The organism is Mycobacterium sp. 1274761.0, assembly GCF_001668615.1.
In the GTDB taxonomy this organism is placed as follows: domain Bacteria; phylum Actinomycetota; class Actinomycetes; order Mycobacteriales; family Mycobacteriaceae; genus Mycobacterium.
On the sequence record NZ_LZMC01000102.1, the window covers coordinates 16,307 to 37,800 of the forward strand.

The following is a 21,494-nucleotide window of genomic DNA, read 5'->3' on the forward strand; positions in this document are numbered from 1 at the left end:
GACCTTCGTAACCCTGATCCTCGGTCTGTGCAATAATGAGCATTCTCAGTATTGGAAGTGGTCATTATCAACAGCTCCCCTGCCCAAGCTGGACGCAATCAGCTTCTCGATCGAGCTGCGCAGCTTTGCATTCGGGAGCGTGATGAATCAACAAGAGGTCTAGACAGGTGTCAGTTGTAACTACGGTTCCCACTAGGAATTCGAACCATCCGGGCTCGTCGCGAGCCAGTCACGGGCGGCGCCGGTCAGCTCCGCACAGGCTGCTCGTGCTGGCAGTCGACGCCGCTGATCTCGTTACATGGTGCGGCGGGCTGATTTGCGACTCAGTGCGCGCCGGCCTGATCGTGCAGGTCGGCCTAGAATCCCTGGACGATGACTTGGCGCTACGCATACTGGGCGTCGACGCGTTCGTCCTGCCTGATGTTTTAGACTTCGAGCACTGGCCAGACGCAATCTACTTCGCCGCCGAGTTGCACGAGCGGAACTCCTACGTCCGGCGTCTCGTCGTCGACGCGGCGCGGCGCCATAGCGCGGACGTCGCCGCGTGGGGCGGCTCGCAATGGCTCGGTACGGCTTCAGGACGCGATGTCACACACCGGCTCAGTTCCGCCGCACAAATGTTCAAGCGGGAGGCGCTTCGAGCCGTCGGCGCAATGACGCGCGTCGCCGCCGTCGAACCCTTTCATTGTGGTCAGCGGCGCACCGTCGATGCCATCCCGTTCCCCTGCGGCTGACGGCGAAGGCGGTCAGCCGACCTTTCGCACAGGCACGTTCGACCAACCACAGACGTTTGACATGGCGACCCGGCTCAGTCCGCTGCGGTCGACTTCGTACTCGGGGATGACGTCGAGCAGCGCCTCGAGCGCGATGCGGCTCTCCATCCGCGCCAGCGCGGCACCCAGGCAGCTGTGCACGCCGTAGCCGAACGCCAGATTGAAACCCATCTTGCGCTCGCGATCGATGTCAAGCCGATCAGGGTCGTCGAACATCCGCTCATCGCGCGTAGCCGAACCCGTCACCAGCAGCACCGCGCTATCTGCTGGAATCGTCGTCCCGTAGTACGTGACATCCCGTGTGTTCGTGCGGACCTGGTATTGGGAAGGCGCTTCGTAGCGCAGCAACTCCTCCACTGCGGCGGGAATCTTGCTGCGGTTCTCGCGCAGCTTGCGCCACTGGTCGGGGAAGTCGGCGAAGGCGACCATCGCGTTTCCCACCAACTTGGTGACCGTCTCGGCGCCTGCTCCTCCGAGCATCGTCGCGAAACCCGAAATATCGACATCGGTCAGTTTTTCCACCACACCGTCGCGTTCGATCTCGGTCTCGATGAGCCGGCTGATCATGTCATCCTGTGGGCGCGCCCGCCTCTGCTGAATGAGGTTGTAGTAGTAGATGCCGGTGTTCATCGACGCTTCGTAACCCTCTTTGGTGGTGGCGATCTCACCGGGGCGGCGCAGCAGCAGCAGGTCCAACCAGTGCCGTATCTGTTCCCGATCCTCTTTCGGAACGCCGAGCATCGTGGTGATGACTTCGTTGGGGAACAGCGCCGAGAAGTCGGCGACGACATCGAAAGCCCTCGGATCCAGCGCTTCGACGCATTCGTACACCTTTTCGCGCACCATGCCTTCCAAGGCGGCGATCGCACGCGGGGTGAACACCTTGCTGACCAGCTTGCGCATCTTCTCGTGCTCCGGCGGATCCATCGAAATGATGACCTTGGGCACCGGAATGGCGTCGTCATGGGCCTTGACCATGTCGAGGGTGGCGCCTTTAGCCGACGAATAGAGTTCGTGATCCTTCGTCGCGGGCGCCACATCGGCGTAGCGGGTCAGAGCCCAGAAGTCCCATGTGGAGTTGTAGTAGACGGGGGCTTCGTCGCGGAGCCGTCGATAGGTGTCATAAGCCCCGTTGAAGAAGTCCATCGAGAACGGATCGAATTCGATTGAGTCGCCGGAAACCTCGGGGGTGAGGGCGTTCACAGGATCGCCCCGTCCTGTTTGTACTTTTCGATGGTGTCCCAGTCGATGCCCGCGTCCATCAGCACTTCCTCCGTGTGCTGGCCGTGCTCGGGCGCGCCTGGCGGAACGACAGATCGTTCCTCGAACTGAACAGGGTTGGTAGGCAGAGAGAATGGCACGCCGCTGACGGTCTCAGTGTGCGCGAGGTATCCGTTCGCCGTCACCGCAGGGTCCTCGCACAATTCCGCAGGGGTCTGCACGATGCCCCATGCCCCGGATAGGGGCGCCAACGTTTCGCGCCACTGCGCAAGCGTGCGCTTGGCGAAAGCCTCGTCGAGCAATGCGATCAGGGCGGCACGATTTTCGTAACGCGCTGCGGCGTCGGCGAATCGCGGATCCTCCACCAGCTCGGGCAGGCCGATCACCCGCATGGCCTCGGCGTAGAACTTGTCGAGCTGCAGCATCATCAGCTGCACATACCGGCCGTCGCTGGTTCGGTACGTCCCGACCAACGGATTAGGCGCATCAGCATGCGTGAACTTGGGAATGGAACTGCCGCCGTGGATCTGGCTGACGGCGACATCCGGGCTGAGATTCCATGCGGCCAGCCCCAGCAGCGACACATCGACAACCGAACCCTTGCCAGTGGTCGCCTTCTTGTATAACGCCGCGGCTATCCCTCCCGCGATCGTCATGCCGCCGAGCAGATCTCCGAAAGCCGGACGCGAACGCACCAACTCATCGGCCTCCTCCGTGAGCACGGTGGCGATACCTCCACGCGCCCAGTAGGACACGCCGTCGTAGCCCGGCTTGTCGGCATCCGGGCCCTTCGGCCCGTGACCGGATCCGCGCACATAGACGATGCTCGGGTTGGCAGCTCTGATGTGTTCGACATCGATGCCCAGTTTCTTCCTGCGCTCCGGCAGATAACTGGTCAGGAAGACATCGCAGCTCTTGGCGAGCTCCCGGACCACTTCCTGGCCGCCAGGAGTGAGTAGGTCGACACCGATCGACTTCTTCCCGCGGTTCGGGATCTCGATCATGTAGTTGACCGAACCCCCGCCCTCGTCGACGATGCCCATCGTGACCAGGCCACGCTGCGGATCGCCGCCGGCACGCGGTTCGACCTTGATTACCTCTGCGCCCCATTCGGCGAGGACCGCGCCTGCCGACGGCACGAACGTCCATGCGGCGACCTCCAGCACTCGTACTCCGCTGAGCACCTTGCCGTCGTCGGAAATGACGTCCTCCTCACGGGCGATAACGCTGATTTTCGATAACGAGAATTGCACTTTCGCCCTGCATTGTAAACCGACTACGGCTGTCGGGAGAGCCGCTGAGGCAGGTCTGGATCCCCGTCCGCCCAGAACGTCCGCCAGGTCGGCATGCGGTGCGGCATCGCGGCTCGCAGTGCTACATCGGTGGGCCAGCGGATAAAATCCGGCCCCGGGCGCTCGGTCACGTCAACGGAGTACCAGGGGTGTTCCCGCCGCTTGACGAAGCACCATTGGCCATGCCTTCGTTCGTAGACGTCGTCGTAGCGCATCGTGATGACATACCAGCCGTCTCCGTCCTCGTGCTCGGCACGGCAGTAGACCGAACCGGTGGCGTGGTCGGAGTCGACGAACTCGAAGTGATGACCGCACACCAAATGGATGCTTCGGTAGAAACGGCGCAGAACCGCGTCATACCAGCGCTTCAGCGCATCGCGGCCGCTGCCGTGTGCGCCTACCGCGACATCGTCGACGAAGAGCGCCACCAACGCGTCCAGGTCGCGGGCGTCCAGCGCCATGGCGTAGCGGCTGGGCAGCTGGCTGATCACCAAACTGGACTCGATCCGCTCCAGACGATCGATTGCGCTTGTATCCGGTACCGCCATGGCTGGATTCTAGTTGTCGGCACCGCACGTACGAGAACCGGTATTCTCGCGGATCGATAAGCCGACTATCCTGATCAGGCCAAGCATCGCCAAGGCAAGGATGCCGAACGTCATGCCCTTTCCGACCATCGTGCCCACGATTCCCGCCCTCGTGCGATCGTCGGCGGCGCGTTTTGGCCACAAGCCGTTTCTGATCGCCGGCGACGACGTGCTGACATACGTGGACCTGGATCTACGATCGGCGCAGTTGGCGATGACCCTGCTCGCCGACAATGTGGGAAAAGGTGACCACGTCGGTATTTTGATGCCCAACAGCGTTGACTGGGCGATCGCCTGGTTCGCCACGACCCGTATCGGTGCCGTAGCGGTTCCGCTCAACACGTTCTACAAGGCCTCAGAACTGGCCTGGACCGCACGCCATGCGGACTTGAAGGTAGTTCTGGCATGGTCGGCCTTCCGCAATCACGACTTCCTCGACCGCCTCGAGGAGGCACTGCCGGGCCTCGCAGGGGAACATAATCCGGGTCGCATCGTTCTGCGTAAAACGCCATTTCTGCGGACGATCATGGTGTGGGGTGCATGCGAGCGACCCTGGGCGACAACGCTGACCTACGACGCGCTCCCGGACGGGATCGACGCCCATTTCCTCGTCGATGTCGAATCCTGCGTGACACCTGCCGACGACGCGATGATCATCTATACCTCGGGCAGCACCGGCGACCCCAAGGGGCCAGTACACACGCACGGCACACTCGTTCGCCACACCTACAACCTGACCTTCGACTATGGCGTCACAAACGACACGGTCATGTTCACCGCGATGCCGTTCTTCTGGGTCGGCGGACTCATCACCGGCATCCATGCCGTCATCCACCACGGCGCAACGCTGGTGACCCAACCGGCCTTCGATGCGGCTGGGGCGTTAACGCTTATCGAGAAGTACCGCGCGACGATCACGTTGGGCTGGCCCCAACAAGGCAAGACACTCGCCGAACACCCGGATTTCGCACTGCGCGACCTGAGTTCGGTGCAGCGCACCAGCATGCCCGCCATGGTCCCTCCCGATCGCCGACCGCGCGGTCCCAACGCTCTGGGTATGACCGAACTGTGCGGCAATCACATCGGGGTGGACCCATATCCCCCACAACCGCCCGGTCGGACCGAAACCGGCGGCTTCTCGATCGAGGGTCTCAGCCATATTCTCGTCGATCCCGAGACGGCGCAGCCAGTTCCGCTCGGCACCGTCGGCGAGATCTGGGTGCGCGGGTACTCGCTTATGCAACGACTCCACAAGCGCGAGCGCGAGGACGTGTTCACTTCCGACGGCTACTACCGCACCGGTGACTGCGGTGTTCAGTCCGACGACGGCTGGATAACGTTCACCGGCAGGCTTGGCGATCTCATCAAGACAGGCGGTGGAACAAATGTCACGCCAAGTGAGGTCGAACTCGCGCTAACTGATTGTGAAGGCGTCCTCGAGGCCTATGTCGTCGGCGCTGACGACGGAAGCAACGGGACCGTCGTTGCCGCCGCCGTCATACCGCGCGGGGACGCCGTGCTCGACAGCGAGCAGTTGCAAGCGCAGGTCCGCGGACGGCTGTCTGCCTACAAGGTGCCGAAATTCATTTGGATCACCACGAAGGACGCACTACCGTTCACGGCGACGGGCAAGGTCAAGAAGTCCGATCTGGCCAAACAGATGACCGGTCTGCTAGCCGATCGTTGATTGCGTGGCGCATCAGGGCAGGTTTGTCTCGAGCAGAGTCAGCGGAATACCGAACAGCGGTTGTAATTTGACCTCCGCAACCTGGAAGCCGTCTCCCTCGACCCGCTGACGAAAATCTGCGATCGCCCCGTGACTTTCCGCAACACGCTCGGCGGTATCGCCGTTCTCTGTTCGTACCACCACCGAGAACAATCCATCGCCGTGGCGGGCAAGGTAGTCGGCCGCGGAGCCCGCCTCCTGCGGCGCATCAGGAAGAGGAGAAATGAGCTCGAATCCGCGGTCCCAATCCAGTCTGATCGCCAGCCCCAGTTCATCGTGATTGAACGCCTGGAATTCGAACCCCAGCGCCGTTAGGTACGAGGCCGCGGCATCCAGTCGTTCCAACGCGACCGCAAAGACGACGTGGTGCAGCCTGGTTCCGGTCATTCTCGAACCCTATTGCGCGAGCAAAGAGGTGTTTCCGAAATTCGGAAACTTGCATTCTCGGACGGAGTAGATTCGCGGCGTGGCGCTGGAACAGTTTCAGTTGGACGGCCAGGTGGCAATCGTGACGGGCGCCGGGCGCGGCGTCGGCGAGGGCATCGCGAAGGTGCTCGCCGAAGCGGGCGCCACGGTGGTGGGCACCGCACGAACAACCTCAGAGATCGAGTCGACGATCGAGGACATCACGTCGGCGGGCGGAAAGGGCCTCGCGCTGACAGCGGATGCACTGCAGCGCGACGACAGTGAGCGCGTGGTAGAAGCGGCTGTCGAGCAGTTCGGTCGTGTCGACGTCCTGGTGAACAACGTCGGCTTCCACGTTGCGTACGCGCCGTTCCTGGACCAGACTGACGAAAACCTACGCTTGGCGTTCGAATACTGCGTGATGTCGGCGTTCATCATGAGTCAGCTCGTCGTACCGCACATGCTCCAGGTGGGTGCCGGATCGATCGTCAACATCTCCTCTGGGGCAAGCCGTTTCGGCATCCGCGGACTCTTGCCTTACAGCGCGGCCAAAGGCGGCCTGGAAGCACTCACCCGCGCGATGGCACAGGAACTCGCACCGAAGATCCGAGTGAACGCCATCTCGCTCGGCTCGTTCATGACCGGCGGGCTGCAATACAGCTTCGATCTCATTCCCGGGTCGGAAGAAAAACTCAAGGAACTCACTCCACTGCACCGTATCGGTGACGTGGCCGACCTCGGACGGCTGACTCTGTACCTGTCGACGCGCGACTGCTACGCCACCAGCTCGGTGTTCGTCGTCGACGGCGGCCTGCAGGGACCCAACTCGACTCTTCCCATGCCCGATCTCTGACCGTCGAAGGACTGGTAATGAGCAACAACGTTTTACGGGTTGCCGTAATCTCCACCGGCTGGATCAGCAGCCTGGCGATACGCGCGATCGTTCGACGCCCCCATCTCGAGCTAGTCGGCGTGTGGGTGCACAGCCCGGAGAAGACGGGTCGCGACGCCGGCGAAATCGTCGGGCTCGGCCCGATCGGTGTCACGACGACCAATGATCTCGATGAGGTCATCGCGCTGAAACCTGCCTGCGTCGTCTACGGCGCCGCCAGTGCCGAAATGGACGCAGCCGCAGTTCGGGACTATGTGCGGCTACTCGACGGCGGACTGAACGTCGTCACCACCAACACCCCGGGAATGATGTTCCCCGACAGATGGATCCCCGGCCTTGCTGAGAAAGTCCTCGCCGCTGCCCTCGCCGCAGGCGTCACCATCTACACCTCGGGCATCGAACCGGGTTTTGCGGGCGACCAGCTCGCGATCCTGCTGACGACGCTATCGAACACCATCCGGTCCGTTCACGCGCAGGAGATCTTCGATTACTCCGCCTATCCCAATCGTGATCTCATGGTCACCGCCATGGGCTTCGGTGAACCGCTCGACTTCGTGCCGATGCTGGAACTCGAAGGCGCACAGCAGTTCGCCTGGGGTCCGCCGATCGGGCTGGTAGCCAAGGCGCTCGGCGTCGTACTCGACCGCATCGACGAATCCTACGAGCGCGTCGTGACACCGCGTGATCTCCACGTCGCCTGCGGAACCATTCCAGCGGGCACCGTCGGTGCCGTGCGGGCAGTGACCACCGGGGTGGTCGACGGACATCCCGCGATCACGATCGAGCACATCAACCGCATGGCCCCGGACTTGGCGCCCGAGTGGGCGACGGCGCCCAACGGCACGTACCGCCTCATCATCGAGGGTCAACCCCATATGCAGTGCGACCTCAGGCTCGGCACCGAGGACACCGCGGAGTCGGCGAATGCCAACGCGATGGAGGCGACGGCCATGCGCGTGGTCAATGCCATTCCCTATGTCGTCGACGCCCCACCGGGGATCGCAACGTCTCTGGATCTGCCGATCACCGCGCCGCGCAACGCGTTCGACTTCGCTTAGACGGTGAACATCGGGCCACGCGGCGCACCGCGAACCTCGTTACCGCCGTCGATGGCGAAGCTCTGACCCGTCACCCAGTTAGATTCCGGCCCCGCGAGGTACCGCACACCGGGAGCAATGTCATCCGAGACGCCGAGCCTGCCGAGTGGGACCCGTTCGAGGAAGCTCGTGGTCAGCTCCTCGAGGTGGATGTAACCCTGGGTCGTGGCCGCCTCGGTCAAGCCAGGTCGTACCGCATTCACCCGTATTCCGCGCGGACCGAGCTCGGAGGCGGCAACTCGAATGAGCATCTCTAGTGCGGCCTTGCCCGCCGAGTAATGCCCCAGCCCCTCCATCGGGATCTTCGACGAGGTCGATGAGATGAACACGATTGATCCGCCGTCGGTCATCAGGGGCGCAGAGTAACGCAAGGCGAGAAAGTTCGACCGGAGGTTTCCCATGACGAAGTCGGTGAAGGTGTCGAGATTTTGCTCGATGAGCGGACCCGTGCCCCCTGCGGCAACTGTACCGATGACGATGTTGAGCCTGCCGTGAATATCGTGGGCAGCTTGCGCGGCCGATTGCACGGTTGACTCGTCCTCGGGATCACCCTTGTGTAGAACCACTTCCGCCCCGGGCGCGGCCTCGAGGATGTCTTCCTTGGTCTCCTCCAGCCGTCGATTCGACCTACCGAGGAGGAAAAGTGTCGCCCCGTCGGCAGCCAACAGCTTCGCGCTGGCTCGGGCGATTCCCGCAGAGGCCCCGAGAATGAATGCAGTCTGGCCGTCGAGTACACCCATGCGTCTCACGGTACCAAGGCGCCAAAGCGGGTTCTCGAAAATCGAAATCAGGATTCTCTGTGCGGTAACGTACGCCTGTGCCAGACATGACGGACAAGGTCGCGCTAATCACCGGCGCTGCGCGAGGTCAAGGTCGCGCCCATGCGGTGCGGCTGAGCGGCGATGGCGCCGACGTCATACTTGTCGACCTCGCGGGGCCGCTGCCGCCCAGCGTTCCCTACGATTCGGCAACTCCCGACGATCTGGCGGAGACCGCGAACCTGGTGTCAGCCAACGGACGACGTGCAGTCACCGCTGCGGTCGACACCCGCGACCATAAAGCCTTGTGCGCGACAGTCGATCAGGGAGTCGCTGAACTCGGACGACTCGACGTGATCGTCGCCAATGCCGGTATCTGTGTTCCGTCCACATGGGATCAGGTCTCTGCCCGGGACTTCCAGGACACCATCGACATCAACGTGGTGGGCACATGGAACACCGTGATGGCCGGGGCGAGACACATCATCGCGGGAGGACGCGGTGGGTCGATCATCCTCATTGGATCGGCCGCAGGAGTGACGATGGAACCGTTCATGATCGCCTACACCGCGAGCAAGCACGCGGTCGTCGGGCTCGCTCGTTCCTTTGCGGCTGAACTCGGCAAGCATAGGATTCGCGTCAACAGCCTGCATCCCGGTTCTGTCGTGACCCCGATGGGCAGTGTGGAAATGGTTGACGCAATGGCAGATGCCGCTAAGACCAACCCCGTTCTCCGGCATGGGTTCACCAAGCAACTTCTACCGGACGCAATCATGATGCCCGAGGATGTCGCCGATGCGGTCGCGTGGCTTGCTTCAGATCAAGCGAAATACGTCACGGCCGCCGCGATACCCGTCGATGTTGGTGTGACGGGAACCTGACACCATCACCGGTAGAACGGTCCTGGCTTGCCCGCCTCTTCAAGGTGTCCGTACGGGTCGTAGAGGTTCACCGTGGGATACGGGTTTTTGTCGAAGGCCGGCCGGGAAAGCCCCGCCGCGCGCAGCCCCGCGAGCACCACCAACGGCAATGCGAACGACACCAGCCCAACAGTCACGGATATCAACAGCTGCCGGGTGAGCGTGATTTTCGGTCGTCCCTGACGCGACGGCAACCACTGGGCGATGCGATTGATCAGCACGAGATCGCCGTTGCCGTCGCGGACACACATCACCGCCACCATGCCGAAGATCACGGAGTCATAGACCGCCATGATCAGCGGAAAGTGGATGTGGCCGATTTGAATCACTGGACCGACGGCCTCGGTGTAGAAAAAGATGCCGGCCCGCATCCACGTGAATTGGATGACACCGTTGATCGGGACGGCGATGATCGTCGCACCGACGAAGACCCGTAGGAGTCGGTGTGCACCCAGCCAGCTCGTCCGTCGCATCAGCGGATCGAGCAGGCGGTTGTGCAGCTTCAAAAAGCCCAGTCCGTTCAGTAGGTAATACGCCGCGTAGCCGCCCAAGAAGGCCAGCGCCGGTTCAAGATTCGGTGAGATGTTCACGTATGGCCATGCCAGCGGAAAGTGCAGCATGTGCGGATCGAAGATCGCGAACGTCGCCCAGTTGGCGAGCGGGTCGAGCGCACCGGTGATGAGGCCGGCGAAGGCGATGATGACGGCCCAGTGCACGCTGCGCTGTCGCCAGGACAGCCATACCAACACCGCTATCAAGCCGGCGGCCATCGGAATCGAGCTGACGGACACGGCGAGCGGCCAACTATCGAATTCGAGGAACGGCGGATACGGTCGCGGGCCCGGATTTGGGTGCGTCCGTTTCGGGTCGCCATGCAGCCCTGACTGTATGGTCGCGATCGTCGCGGTCGCAAGCACCAGATAGGCGATGACGAACAGCGCCCAGCCAATCCGAGCCGGCCATGGCGAAAAACTTCGCCGGGGCCCGGAACCAACCGGCTTGCTCTCGGAGTCAACGGTATTGGTCACGTCAGACTCTCACCGGAAGACTGGCCCAACCCCTCACGCTGGTGGTGTGAGCCCGCTTCGCCATGTCGTAATCCACCTCCCAGTCAGGCCATCGGGTGAGCACCTCCTCGAGAGCGATGCGCGCCTGGACCCGTGCCAGCGCCGCGCCCAGGCAGAAGTGGATGCCGTGCCCGAATGACAGATGCGCGGCTTGCCGACGGATGTCGAACCGGTCAGCGTCTGCGAACTGACGCTCGTCTCGATTCGCAGACCCGTTGAGTAGCAACATAACCGAGTCTTTCGCAACCGTTTGTCCGTAGTGTTCGACATCGCGGGCGACCCACCGTGCCTGCACAGGTGACGGTGCTTCGTACCTCAGCACCTCCTCGACTGCCGCCGGGATCAGGCTGAAATCAGCGGCCAGCGCTCGGCGTTGGTCTGGATGGTCCGACAGCAGTTGCCCGGCGAAGCCGATCAATCGCGTCGTCGTCTCGTTGCCCGCTCCGACGACTGTGCCGGTGTAAGTCAGCACTTCCCCGCGCGTCAACCGCCTTCGGCTGCCGTCGGGCTCCTCCACCTCGGCGTTGACCAACTCGGTCATCAGGTCGTCGGAGGGGTGGTCGTAACGCCAGTCGATGAACTCCTCGAGCATCGAGCCCTGCCGAGTCAACAAGTCATCGGCCACCACTGCGAGTCCGGCGTCTTGGAGTTCGAGCATTCGGTCGGTGTTCTGCCGGATCGCCACTTGCCTGTCCTCTGGTATGCCGAGGAGATAGCCGATGGTGCGCATCGGCATCCAGGCGCCGAGGTCGGCGATGAAGTCGAACCCGTCGGCTGCGCTTAGCGGCTCCAGTGCACGTCGGCAGAACTCCCTGGCCAGCGGTTCGATGGCGGCCATCCGACGCGGGGTGAACACCCCCGAGAGCAGTCGCCGATGCAGGTCGTGTATCGGCGGATCCTCGAACAAGATGATCCCTGGAGGCACATCCACACCGTTGAGGATGATGTCGATGGTCGTGCCCTTACCCGACCGATAGTCCTTCCAGTTCACCAGCTCGCGGGCGACGTCCGAGTGCCTGCTGAGGGCATAGAAGCCGTACTTTTCGTTGTGGTACAGCGGTGCTTCGTCGCGTAACCGCTTCCACACCGGATAGGGATCGTCGTCGATGTTGAAGTCGAAAGGGTCGTAGTACGGCTCAACCTTCACCCTGTATGTCACCCAACGAGAATAAGCGTTACCGGCTGTTTCCTGAACTGTTTTCCTGCTCTCGGCGGGACACGCGCTGTTGCCATTGATCCAGCGCCTACCCCTCGTACGACTGGCGAACCTCGGCGGCGCGAGCCGCGTCGATCTCCAGGACGACGGACTTTTGCCCCCGCAGTCGACGAACACGGCCACAGTCGCCCTGCCTACGCCGGCACCGCCGGCGGTCACCAACACCACCTGGCCCCGAAAAGTCGATGACGTCACCTCCCAGAGAGAACACGAATTCTCACATGCGAGAATGTCATAGTCATGCAGCCGGACGAAGGAGCTGATGTGGCCCAGAGCTTCGTCTTCGCCGTGGAATTCCATATCCCCGAATCACACCGCATCGGCCCGGTGCTCGCGCGACACGAGAAAAGCCTCCGCGACCTCGGCGCGAGGTACGCATTCGTGTACGAATCGATTGCCGAGCCGGGAAAGGTTCTGGTCGTCATCGGACTGCGTTCCGAGCAGCCGTTGCTCGACCTGCTGCGCTCGCGATACTTCTTCGAATGGTTCGACGCCGTCGGTGTCCAGGACCTGCCGGTGGTGTTCGCGGGTCAGACCGTCGAGCGGTTCGATATCGGCGAACCTCCCGCTCCTGGCAGCGAAATCGTGGTCTCAGCGGTCACTCGCGTCGACAATGTCGAGGACTTCATGGCCCGTGTGCGTGAGTCGCTCGATGAATTCGCCGGCGCTGACATCCGGCGAACTCTGGTCTGCCGCGCCTTCGACACTCCGCACGAGGTGCTGTTTCTCCAGCAGCTGGCAAACGAGAAGACCGCGCTGCAATGGGCTTCGAACTCGCGCATCGCGTCGAACTGGCTTGCGGCCGCGGGGGTTGGCGCTTATCCGCCGGTTTTCGTCGGCCGCTTCGTGTATGCCATGCGGTTGGCAGAGACGAGCGGAACGGATCTGCACTGATGTACGTCTGCCTGTGCATCGGTGTGACGATTGAAACCGTCTCGTCGGCCGTCGCAGCCGGGGCCCGGACGTGTCGCCAGGTGTCCAATGTGTGCGGTGCGGGGTCGGAGTGCGGCAGGTGCCGTCGCTCGATCCGGTCCATCATCGATGCTCACTCGGTAAAGGAGCGCTGAAGAACCATGGATCTCGGCTATTCAGGTGCCACTGCCGTTGTCACCGGCGGCAGTAAGGGCATGGGACTGGCGATCGCGGAGACGCTCGGTTCCGAGGGGGCGTCGGTGGCGATCATGGCTCGCGACAGGAGCGGCTTGGAAGCAGCGGCGACGCGTATCCGTAAGGCCGGTGCGCCTGAGGTGCTGGCCCTGAGCGTCGACATGGCCGACGCCGACTCGATCGCTGAAGGCTATGCGTCGGTGCAACAGGCATGGGGCACGCTCAACTCGCTGGTGCACACCATCGGACCCGCAGCAGGCTCGTTCGAAGAACTCGACGACGATGACTGGCACGCGGCGTTCGATCTGGGCACCATGTCGGCAGTCTGCTCGGTGCGCGCTGCTCTGCCGATGCTTCGCGCAGCCGAGTGGGCACGCATCGTCACCTTGTCGGCGCACTCGATCCAACGCCAGAGCCCGCGGCTCGTCGCCTATACGGCGACCAAGGCGGCACTATCGAGCTTCACGAAGAATCTGTCGAAGAGCCTTGGACCCGACGGGATCCTGGTGAATTGTGTGTGTCCGGGCACGATCGTGACAGCAAGTTTCACGGAGATCCTGAAAGACATCCTCGCCGCGGACGGATTGGACTCGGCCGACACGCACGACGTGATGACGTGGGTGGAGAAGACGTACGGTCATCCCTGCGATCTGGGCCGAGCAGGCTTGCCTGAGGAGATCGCTTCGGCCGCCGCGTATCTCGCCTCGCGACGCAACGGTTACGTCACCGGCGCCACGGTCAACGTCGACGGCGGATCAGACTTCATCTGACCGAAGCGATCATCCCTTCTTGGCCATCTGGTCGGCCGCGGTGTCAGTCCATTGCGCTTTGTGGCGACCCATCGTCATCGCACCGTTCCACCCGCCGTCTGTCCACAGAACGGTACCGCCCACATAGCTCAGCCTCGGGCTGCCAAGGCACACCAGCGGCCACGCCTGTTCCTCGGCCGTCGAATACCGCCCGACCGGACCGATCGCGTCGTCGACGGTTTCCTTACCCATCAACTCCTGGAATGCCGGCATCATGGCGGTTTCCGTAGGCCCGGGGTTGATGCAGTTGATCCGGATACCCTTTCTGCCGAGCTCCGGATACCACCACCCGACCCAGGCATCGATGATGTATTTCGAGTACGCGTATCCGCTCCAGGACCACTTCTTTTCATTCGCGGTCAACCACTCGACGGCGGCGTCGAATCCCTCGGTTTCGAGAAGGCCGGTGATCGTTGTGATGTGGTCCTGCCATCCGATAGCAGCTGACGAGGAGATCACGCTGATGGCGGAACCCTCGGACATCTTCGGAACCAACTGCTCCGCGAGGTGCCGTGCGCCAACGAAATTGACCAAAATCGTGTCCCATTCGCTGAACGGTGGGCCCGGCAGGCCGGCACAACTGAACAGGCCGTCGACGGGGCCGCCTATCGACGCCGCGACCTCTTCGATGTTCGCGCGGTCGCGCAGGTCTATCTTGAGTGCACGAGCGACGGGGACCGCGGTGTCCTTGATGTCCAACGCCGTCACGTCGGCTCCGAGGTCGACCAGGATCCGTGCCGTCGCTTCCCCCATGCCGGAGGCCGCACCCGTGACGACGACTGCCTTGCCAACGTAGCCCAGCACATCGTTCATGGCCGCTCCTTCACATAGCGAGAATTTGATTCACACATTATGAGAACAAACGTTATCACCGGCGATACCTTGATAGATCGATGTCATGGAAGGGAGCCGACGCTTTGACCCTCAGCACGCAGCCGCTGCGAGTCATCCAATGGGCCACCGGCGCGGTGGGCACCGAGATGATCACCACGATCCTCGATCATCGGCCGGACATCGAGTTGGTGGGCGCGCGAGTGTATGCGGACGCCAAGGACGGCGTTGACATCGGGACCCTTGTCGGCAGGACGCCCATCGGCGTGACCGCGACGACCGACGTCGCGCAGATCCTCGCACTCGAGGCCGATCTGGTGCTCTATGCGCCGTCGTTCACCGACCTCGACGACGTCTGCGCGCTTCTGGCGAGCGGCAAGAACGTCGCGACCCCGTCCTTCCTGTTCCACCCGCGGCGGATCCCCGAAGCCGAGCGCGACAAGTTGATGGCAGCCTGTGTCGAAGGCGGCAGCACAATCCACGGCAGCGGGCTCAACCCGGGAAATCTCTCCGGTGTGCTGCCATTGGCCCTCTCCGGTATGAGCCGCACGATCGATCGCCTGACCCTGCAGGAACGAGCAGACTGGACGCTGTGGGAAAGCACCGAGATCACCTTCGACGGCATGTGGTTCGGTCGTCCGCCCGATGAGGTGACGCCGACCGCCAACACCTACCTCGGATTCTTGACGAAGCTCTTCGTCGAGCAGACGTGGTTCATCTCCGACACGTTGAACGCGGACATCGACGGCGTCTCGGTATCCCTCGAGACCGTGCCGGCCAGCCGGGATTTCGACATCTTCGGCCACCCGGTGAAGAAAGGCACGACGGCGGGACAGCGGTGGAACTTCGTGGGTCATCGCGGTGGTGAAACGCTCATCGAGTTCGAAACCCTCTGGACGGTCGGCGGCGAATACCCCAGGCACTGGCCGAAACCTCTGGACGGTTGGACACTGACCATCGAGGGCGACCCGTCGATGCGCACTCATTTCTTCCCCCTCGCCAGTTTCGAACGCGAGGCGTCGATCGAGGAGCACGTCCGAGCCGGCCTGGTGACCGTCGCTCTGCAGGTGGTCAATTCCATCCCTGCCGTCTGTGCGGCGCCCCCCGGCTTCGCAACCATGGCGGATCTTCCGCTCATTCGCAGCTACACAGGCTTCGGCAACGGTCGTTGACTGCACGAGCGGGACAACGTCACCGATCCGGCGCCATGACGTAGGCCATCTCGTCGTAGAGCGTGCGCGGTACGAGAACATCTGTGGTGTCGACGATCTCGGACAGGTGCTCGTCAATATCCTCTGCGGTCAGACGGCCTTCTGGAGCGGTCCAGCCGCGAGTGACGCCGATCTGCAGTGCTGCCACGTGGCCGAGAAAAGCGCTGAGGACGGTGCGCGTTGTCGTGCACGCCTCGCTGGCGAGGTAAGCGACCACCGGCGCAACTTGATCCTGTCGCAAGGTGTCCAAGAATGCGCTGCCGTCCGGATCTCCGGCTCCCGCACCCGTCACGCCGTCGGCCATGCGTGTGCGAGCCATCGGCATGATTGCGTTGGCGGCGATGCCGCAGTCGGCGCCCTCGAGCGAAACGATGTTCATCAGACCGAGCATGCCGGTCTTCGCCGTCGCGTAGCCGAGCATGCCGTGCTGACCGAAAACTCCTGCCGAGGAAGACACCAACACCACGCGGCCGTAGCCGGCCCGCTTCATCACGGCGAATCCAGGCCGGACCACGTGGAAGGCCGACAAGAGGTGGTGCCGAAGCAGCGATTGGAAGCGATCTGTCGGCCACTCCCCGACGGGGGCGTTGAAGACGTTGCCCGCATTGGCGATGATGGCGTCGAGTCTGCCGTACTCACCCATGGCACCCTCGACGGCTGTCTGACCGCCCTTCTCGGTGCTGAGGTCCTCTGTGCACGCGACGGCCCGGCCTCCCTCTGCGACGATGGCCGCTGCGACATTTCGTGCCGGCGCCGGGTCGTGGCCATTGCCGTCGAGATCGGCACCGTTGTCGGCCACCATCACTGCGGCGCCACGGCGTGCGACTTCGCGGGCGTACGCCGCGCCCAGCCCGCGACCCCCACCAGTGACGAGAACGACTCGATCCGTGAAGGACACTGTACTCATTCGAGCTCCCTAACGGGTCGGGGCGGTGGCGAGGTTATTCCAGTGCGGGGTGAACCCCGCGATCGTCGACAGATCGTAGAGGCCGGGGACGGCCGCAATCACCGCGGGGACGGCGTTGATTGCGTGCATGGCGGTGGCCAGACAACCCTGTTCGGCGTGGTCTTCGCCGTCCGAGCCGATCACCAGGTGCAGTCGCATGGTGGGGCTGCCTTCGAACGTCACCTCGTAACCGATCTCCGTTGGCCAATCAGGAGCGAGGTCGTCGGCCATTCGGGTGAGATGCTCGACGGCCAAGACGGTTTCCCCGCAGTCGACTTCGACGCCGAACCGCATAGCGCCCACGGTGCCCGCGGCGATCTCGCCCGCCGCGACAGTCAGTGGTCGCGGTGTCGTCGCCACCTCCCGGAAACCGTCGAATCCGCAGATCTTCAACCCTAACGCGTTGGCGAGCACCGTCGCGCTGCCGATCCACGCGCTCGCGGCATAGTCCGGATTCGTGAGAAGTGGGCTGGTGTCCTCCGGTGCGTGGCCGAAGCCCATCGCGTTGAAGATCAAGTCGTGGCTGGCATAGGTGGAGTAGTTCAGCACCTCGCGGACACTTATGCGAGTGGTGCGCTCGGTGAGCCGGGCCAGAACTGGACCGAGCGACTCCCCCACGAAGCCGGGGTACAGGCCTAAACCCAGGAAAGATGAACCGCCCGCGCGACAGGCACTTTCGAGATCCTCGGCGAGCGAAGCGTGCAACGAACGGGGATGGATGAAGCGACTGCCGGTGGTGACGACGTTCTTGCCCGACGCAAGCAGGTCACGGACATCGGCGAAACACCCCGGCGTGTCGGTCTCGACCTTGCCCATGTAAAGCACGACGTCGGCATCGGTGTCGATCACCTCGTCGCGGTCGTCGGTAGTTCGCACCCCGACCGCGGGCAGACCGGACAAGACTCCGGCGTCGACACCGGCCTTTGCCGGGTCGTACACCCGCACTCCGACGAGCTCGAGATCCGCCCTGCCCAGCACGTGACGCAACGACATCATGCCGGTGACGCCGGTGGCCCATTGAATTACGCGTGTCATCGTCGTCCCCTCAGTCCCAGACCACGTCGAGGCGCGGTGGCGAGCGGAACATCGTGCCGGTGATGTAGGGCGGCGCTGCATCGGGGTCCAGCCGCAAATTTGGCAGCTGGTCGAAGAGCGCGTTGAAGATCTTCGTGCTCTCGAGCCGTGCGAGGTGCATGCCCAGGCACACATGCGCGCCGTGCGCAAACCCGATGTGCGGCTTGCGTTCCCGGAAGATATCGAAGGTCTCGGGTTCGTTCCACCGCGTCTCATCATGGTTCGCGCTTCCCAAGCTCAACATCATCGTGGCACCCTTCGGAACGTTCACCCCACCGATCTCCGTGTCGCGGGTGACCTCCCGCATGAAATTGAGCAGTGGAGTCTCCCAACGGATGCCCTCTTCGATGGCCTGCGGAAGCAGGCTGCGGTCGGCACGCACCGCATCGAGTTGCTCCGGATGGGTCAACAGCGCCATCGCCAGGCTGGCGGTCGAGCGAGACGTCGTCTCGGCACCTGCGGGCAGGAGATTCCGCATGAACCCGTAGATCTGCTCGTCGGACATCTTGACGCCGTTCACCTCTGCCCCAGCAAGAATCGACACCATGTCGTCCTTGGGTTCCCTGCGCCGGTCGGCGAGGATTCCGACGAAGTACTCCTTCATCTCCGCCGACGCACGCAGCGCGCGTTCCATGTCTGCGCGGAAGCCGAGCAGGTCGATGGCGAGCCGGTGAAACTGCAGGATGTCGCTGTCGGGAAGGCCCAACAACGCAGCGATGACCCGCACAGGGATCGGCATGAAGACCGCGTCGACGAGGTTGGCACGCCCGGCACCCCGGAACTTCGCGATGGTCGCGTCCACCAGTGGACCGACGAGTTCGCTGTCCCACCGCTTCATCGACGAGCGGGCGAAGGCGAACTCGTGCAGCTTGCGGTAGACGGCATGCTCGGGTTCCTGCATCTCCAGAATCGTGGGACCCTGCAGCGGCCGAACCACGTCCTCGTAACACCGAGTGCTGAACGTGACGTTGTCGGTGAAGATCGCCTTCACCGCGTCGAATGAGTACGCAGTGAACGTCGGTGGCCCGTCACCGTAGTTGCCGATCATGCCCATCTCTGGCCAGCCCGCATGTACCGCCGCCTGAGCGCGCAACTTCTTCAGCAAAGGGTACGGTGACGCGTCGCCGTCGGCGCCCATCCCAGCGTTGAAACGGTCCTGGGCGTCCCGAATGCTCTGTTCGAGTTCTTCCACGGTCGCCGGCTCTGCCATGGGACGGCTCCCTCCACTGCGGTGTCGACCCACACAACATACATCCTGTCGGTTGAAACACCTACATGATGTAGGTTGAACAAATCCGCGGACGGCGGGTTCCGCGAAATTTGAACCGGGAGCGTTCGATTGGTCATTCGTGTTGTGCAGTGGGCAACGGGTGCGGTGGGCATGGCTGCGTTGGCCGAACTGATTGAGAACACCGATTATCAGCTGGGGGGCGTCCTGGTGTACGACCCGGCCAAGGCTGGACAGGACGCAGGAGCGCTGTGCGGGCTCGCACCGACCACGGGCGTGCAGGCCACGACGGACAAAGACGAGATTTTCGCGCTCGGTGCCGACGTCGTCATTCACGCCGCTAGCAAGGCCCACGCCGTGGACACCAACGCCGAGGACATCTGCCGTCTGCTCGCGTCCGGCACCAGTGTCATCACCACCACCTCCTATAACCACCTGCCCACCTATGGCGCCGAGACCGAAGCCGCCTTCGCCGAGGCCTGCAGGGTCGGCGGGTCGCGGTTTCATGCCGCGGGCGAGAATCCAGGCTTCATGTTCGAGCGTCTCGTCGCGACCGTGACGGCACTGTCCAAGACGATCGACCGCATCGACCTCTACGAGGCCACCGACGTGTCCGCCGTCGACAGTCGGCCGATGCTCGTCGATCTCATGGGCATGGGCCGTCCACCCGAAGACGTCAGCGCCAACTCCCCCATCATCAAGAAACTCGACCTGGCCTACCGGCAGGCGCTCAACGCAACTGCCGACGTTCTCGGCATCACGCTCTCGCATGTCGACGTGACCGTCGACGCCACCACGCTGCCTCACGACATCAAGGTGCGTGCAGGCACCATCGAAGCGGGAACTGTGGTGGGACAGCGGTTCTCGTGGGTAGGTCATTGGGCCGGCCGGCCTCTCCTGGCGATACACGAAGAGTGGGTGCTCACCCGCGATCTCCCCCAATGGGGACTGACACCGCTGGCACCGGGCGAGAAGGCCCCGTTAATCCGTGCGGTCATCAAAGGCAAGCCGAGTTTCGAGTTGCAGCTCGACGTCGGATGGGACGAAAAGCCGGCCGACGGCACGCATGCCGAGCCGGGACATCTGATGATCGCGATGAGCGCCGTGCGGGCCATCCCGGACGTGCTGGCCGCCCCGCCGGGCATCGTGTCGGCTCCTGTGTTCGGTGCGATCCAGCTAGCCGGGACCGGCAGGGGGTGAGCCCACCGCGCGCGACAGGTTCTCGCTCGGTGCGGCGTGGAAAACGTGGGCCGAGCCGTCGGGAAGGACTCGACGGGCAATCAAATAGTCCGACCCGAGCCAGCCCTGCCGGATGAAGCGGCCGAACCGCAGGAATGTTCCTGGAGCGCCGCTGGCGGACGGGACCAGCTTCACCTGCTCGATGCCGGACCTCACCCCTTCGCCGGTCAATGGCCGAGCCGCCGCGAGGCCGCGGACGATGACCGTTGCGACGTCATGGGCCAGCCCCGGCATCGAGTGTCCCGGCCGGCGGCCGTAGCGAGCCTCGAACCTGTCGAGGAACGCTTGCCCAACCTCGTTGCGTTCGTCGTAGCTGTCCAGCCCGATCCATCCGCGCAGATGGCGCATCCACTCGGCGCTGATGTGCGCCATCTCGAACGCGGTGGTGGTGTAGCGGGGCGGATCCCAGTCGGCAGCCTGCAGAGCATCCGAGAATCCCCATAGACCATGCCCGAAACCGACGTGGACCAATGCATCGGGCTCGGCGGCGCGGAGCGCCTTGACTGCCTCGGCCTTGTCGGCTTCCACCTGGGGAATTGCAACTGTGGCAACGATGGTCAAACCAGCGGCGGAATAGGCCTTTTCGGCGAACGACAGATACTCCTTGCCGATCAACGACGCCTCGTAAGCGATGGCGATCCGTGAGTGGCCGTCCCCGAGCATCACCGCCGCAAGCATTACCGGCTCCTCGGGCATAGAGCCGTTGTTCAGTGCGAACGTCCACTCGCCCAGCGCGCCCTCGGAGCCGGAAAGAATGATATTGGGAACCTTGGCCACCCGTTCGGCGTGCGATGTCAGAGGGACCGCGTTGTCCGAGACGTACGGCCCGAAGATGGCCAGACAGCCTTCGGCGACTAGCTCGTCGTAGCCGCGCTCGACGGCTTGGTAAGTGCCATTGGGCAACCCGATCACGTGGCGTTCGATCAGCTCGATCGGCCGATCGACAAGGCCGGAGCCGACCGCCTCGTCAAACACCAGCCGCAGGGTATCCAGCGTGTCGTTGTCGGTGCCCTGCTGCGTCGGATAGTCGTTGAGCAGGCCGACTTTCAGCGGCGCCACCGACCCGTATGCGCGGGCCTCATCGTCTGCCATACC

22 protein-coding genes are annotated in these 21,494 nt (G+C 63.3%); 10 read left to right on the forward strand and 12 right to left on the reverse strand.

The annotated features are described in order from the left end of the window. Positions 1–266 precede the first annotated feature (266 nt). Positions 267–734 (forward strand): hypothetical protein, encoded by a 468-nt coding sequence (locus A5651_RS20625; protein WP_066985261.1) that lies wholly within the window; start codon positions 267–269, stop codon positions 732–734. Positions 735–746: 12 nt separating this feature from the next. On the opposite strand, the gene A5651_RS20630 is transcribed toward A5651_RS20625, so the two are convergent. Genes A5651_RS20630 through A5651_RS20640 form a run of 3 tightly spaced genes read right to left on the reverse strand, consistent with a single transcriptional unit; the run spans position 747 to position 3,801 of the window. Beyond that, positions 747–1,919: a cytochrome P450 gene (locus A5651_RS20630; RefSeq protein WP_369803983.1), complete on the reverse strand. Its 1,173-nt coding sequence runs from the start codon at positions 1,917–1,919 to the stop codon at positions 747–749. A gap of 53 nt (positions 1,920–1,972) precedes the next feature. Beyond that, a complete protein-coding gene (locus A5651_RS20635; RefSeq protein ID WP_082943898.1) occupies positions 1,973–3,217 on the reverse strand; it encodes a CoA transferase in 1,245 nt (414 codons plus the stop codon). Between the two features lie 53 nt (positions 3,218–3,270). Beyond that, on the reverse strand, positions 3,271–3,801 hold the full coding sequence (locus A5651_RS20640; RefSeq protein WP_066985523.1) for a nuclear transport factor 2 family protein: 531 nt from the start codon (positions 3,799–3,801) through the stop codon (positions 3,271–3,273). A 145-nt stretch (positions 3,802–3,946) separates the two neighbouring features. On the opposite strand from A5651_RS20640, the gene A5651_RS20645 reads away from it, so the two are divergent. Next, positions 3,947–5,560 (forward strand): class I adenylate-forming enzyme family protein, encoded by a 1,614-nt coding sequence (locus A5651_RS20645; RefSeq protein ID WP_066985526.1) that lies wholly within the window; start codon positions 3,947–3,949, stop codon positions 5,558–5,560. 12 nt (positions 5,561–5,572) lie between these two features. On the opposite strand, the gene A5651_RS20650 is transcribed toward A5651_RS20645, so the two are convergent. Then, the gene (locus A5651_RS20650; protein ID WP_066985267.1) at positions 5,573–5,986 is read right to left on the reverse strand and encodes a VOC family protein; all 414 of its coding nucleotides are present in this window, start codon (positions 5,984–5,986) and stop codon (positions 5,573–5,575) included. Between the two features lie 79 nt (positions 5,987–6,065). Between A5651_RS20650 and A5651_RS20655 the strand changes: the two genes are divergently transcribed. Next, positions 6,066–6,857 carry an SDR family NAD(P)-dependent oxidoreductase gene (locus tag A5651_RS20655; RefSeq protein ID WP_066985270.1) on the forward strand — a complete coding sequence of 264 codons (792 nt, stop codon included), beginning with the start codon at positions 6,066–6,068 and terminating at the stop codon, positions 6,855–6,857. Between the two features lie 62 nt (positions 6,858–6,919). Then, positions 6,920–7,954 carry a dihydrodipicolinate reductase gene (locus tag A5651_RS20660; RefSeq protein ID WP_082943899.1) on the forward strand — a complete coding sequence of 345 codons (1,035 nt, stop codon included), beginning with the start codon at positions 6,920–6,922 and terminating at the stop codon, positions 7,952–7,954. Here A5651_RS20660 and A5651_RS20665 read toward each other — a convergent pair. Next, entirely contained in the window at positions 7,951–8,733 is a 783-nt protein-coding gene (locus A5651_RS20665) for an SDR family NAD(P)-dependent oxidoreductase (protein WP_066985276.1), read from the reverse strand. The genes A5651_RS20660 and A5651_RS20665 overlap by 4 nt on opposite strands. A gap of 86 nt (positions 8,734–8,819) precedes the next feature. Between A5651_RS20665 and A5651_RS20670 the strand changes: the two genes are divergently transcribed. Continuing rightward, entirely contained in the window at positions 8,820–9,632 is an 813-nt protein-coding gene (locus A5651_RS20670) for a mycofactocin-coupled SDR family oxidoreductase (RefSeq protein WP_066985530.1), read from the forward strand. Positions 9,633–9,637: 5 nt separating this feature from the next. Here A5651_RS20670 and A5651_RS20675 read toward each other — a convergent pair whose 3' ends face one another. Together A5651_RS20675 and A5651_RS20680 are read right to left on the reverse strand one after the other, a co-directional pair. Then, on the reverse strand, positions 9,638–10,699 hold the full coding sequence (locus tag A5651_RS20675; RefSeq protein ID WP_231988768.1) for a spirocyclase AveC family protein: 1,062 nt from the start codon (positions 10,697–10,699) through the stop codon (positions 9,638–9,640). Position 10,700: 1 nt separating this feature from the next. After that, the gene (locus A5651_RS20680; RefSeq protein ID WP_066985278.1) at positions 10,701–11,897 is read right to left on the reverse strand and encodes a cytochrome P450; all 1,197 of its coding nucleotides are present in this window, start codon (positions 11,895–11,897) and stop codon (positions 10,701–10,703) included. Between the two features lie 321 nt (positions 11,898–12,218). On the opposite strand from A5651_RS20680, the gene A5651_RS20685 reads away from it, so the two are divergent. Genes A5651_RS20685 through A5651_RS20690 form a run of 3 tightly spaced genes read left to right on the forward strand, consistent with a single transcriptional unit; the run spans position 12,219 to position 13,831 of the window. Next, complete coding sequence (locus tag A5651_RS20685; RefSeq protein ID WP_156663091.1) at positions 12,219–12,848, forward strand: fatty-acid--CoA ligase; 630 nt, start codon at positions 12,219–12,221, stop codon at positions 12,846–12,848. Beyond that, positions 12,848–13,021, forward strand: a complete 174-nt coding sequence (locus A5651_RS25040; protein WP_082943882.1) for a bacterioferritin-associated ferredoxin — start codon at positions 12,848–12,850, stop codon at positions 13,019–13,021. Before A5651_RS20685 ends, A5651_RS25040 begins: the two co-directional genes overlap by 1 nt. 6 nt (positions 13,022–13,027) lie before the next feature. Continuing rightward, complete coding sequence (locus tag A5651_RS20690; protein WP_066985285.1) at positions 13,028–13,831, forward strand: SDR family NAD(P)-dependent oxidoreductase; 804 nt, start codon at positions 13,028–13,030, stop codon at positions 13,829–13,831. A gap of 9 nt (positions 13,832–13,840) precedes the next feature. Here the strand turns inward: A5651_RS20690 and A5651_RS20695 are convergent, their stop codons facing one another. Then, positions 13,841–14,683 (reverse strand): SDR family oxidoreductase, encoded by an 843-nt coding sequence (locus A5651_RS20695; protein WP_066985287.1) that lies wholly within the window; start codon positions 14,681–14,683, stop codon positions 13,841–13,843. An 80-nt stretch (positions 14,684–14,763) separates the two neighbouring features. Between A5651_RS20695 and A5651_RS20700 the strand changes: the two genes are divergently transcribed. Next, positions 14,764–15,873: a dihydrodipicolinate reductase gene (locus tag A5651_RS20700; protein WP_066985290.1), complete on the forward strand. Its 1,110-nt coding sequence runs from the start codon at positions 14,764–14,766 to the stop codon at positions 15,871–15,873. Between the two features lie 19 nt (positions 15,874–15,892). Here A5651_RS20700 and A5651_RS20705 read toward each other — a convergent pair whose 3' ends face one another. From A5651_RS20705 to A5651_RS20715, 3 genes are read right to left on the reverse strand one after another with little or no spacing between them, the layout of a single operon-like run. Beyond that, positions 15,893–16,819, reverse strand: a complete 927-nt coding sequence (locus tag A5651_RS20705) for an SDR family NAD(P)-dependent oxidoreductase (RefSeq protein ID WP_066985294.1) — start codon at positions 16,817–16,819, stop codon at positions 15,893–15,895. Positions 16,820–16,828: 9 nt separating this feature from the next. Next, positions 16,829–17,893 (reverse strand): dihydrodipicolinate reductase, encoded by a 1,065-nt coding sequence (locus A5651_RS20710; protein WP_066985297.1) that lies wholly within the window; start codon positions 17,891–17,893, stop codon positions 16,829–16,831. 10 nt (positions 17,894–17,903) lie between these two features. Further along, positions 17,904–19,142, reverse strand: coding sequence for a cytochrome P450 (locus A5651_RS20715; protein ID WP_066985300.1), 1,239 nt, complete (start codon positions 19,140–19,142; stop codon positions 17,904–17,906). Between the two features lie 144 nt (positions 19,143–19,286). On the opposite strand from A5651_RS20715, the gene A5651_RS20720 reads away from it, so the two are divergent. Beyond that, positions 19,287–20,360: a dihydrodipicolinate synthase gene (locus tag A5651_RS20720; RefSeq protein WP_066985303.1), complete on the forward strand. Its 1,074-nt coding sequence runs from the start codon at positions 19,287–19,289 to the stop codon at positions 20,358–20,360. On the opposite strand, the gene A5651_RS20725 is transcribed toward A5651_RS20720, so the two are convergent. Continuing rightward, a complete protein-coding gene (locus tag A5651_RS20725) occupies positions 20,337–21,491 on the reverse strand; it encodes an ABC transporter substrate-binding protein (protein WP_066985535.1) in 1,155 nt (384 codons plus the stop codon). The two genes, A5651_RS20720 and A5651_RS20725, sit on opposite strands and share 24 nt — an antisense overlap. Positions 21,492–21,494: the final 3 nt, after the last annotated feature.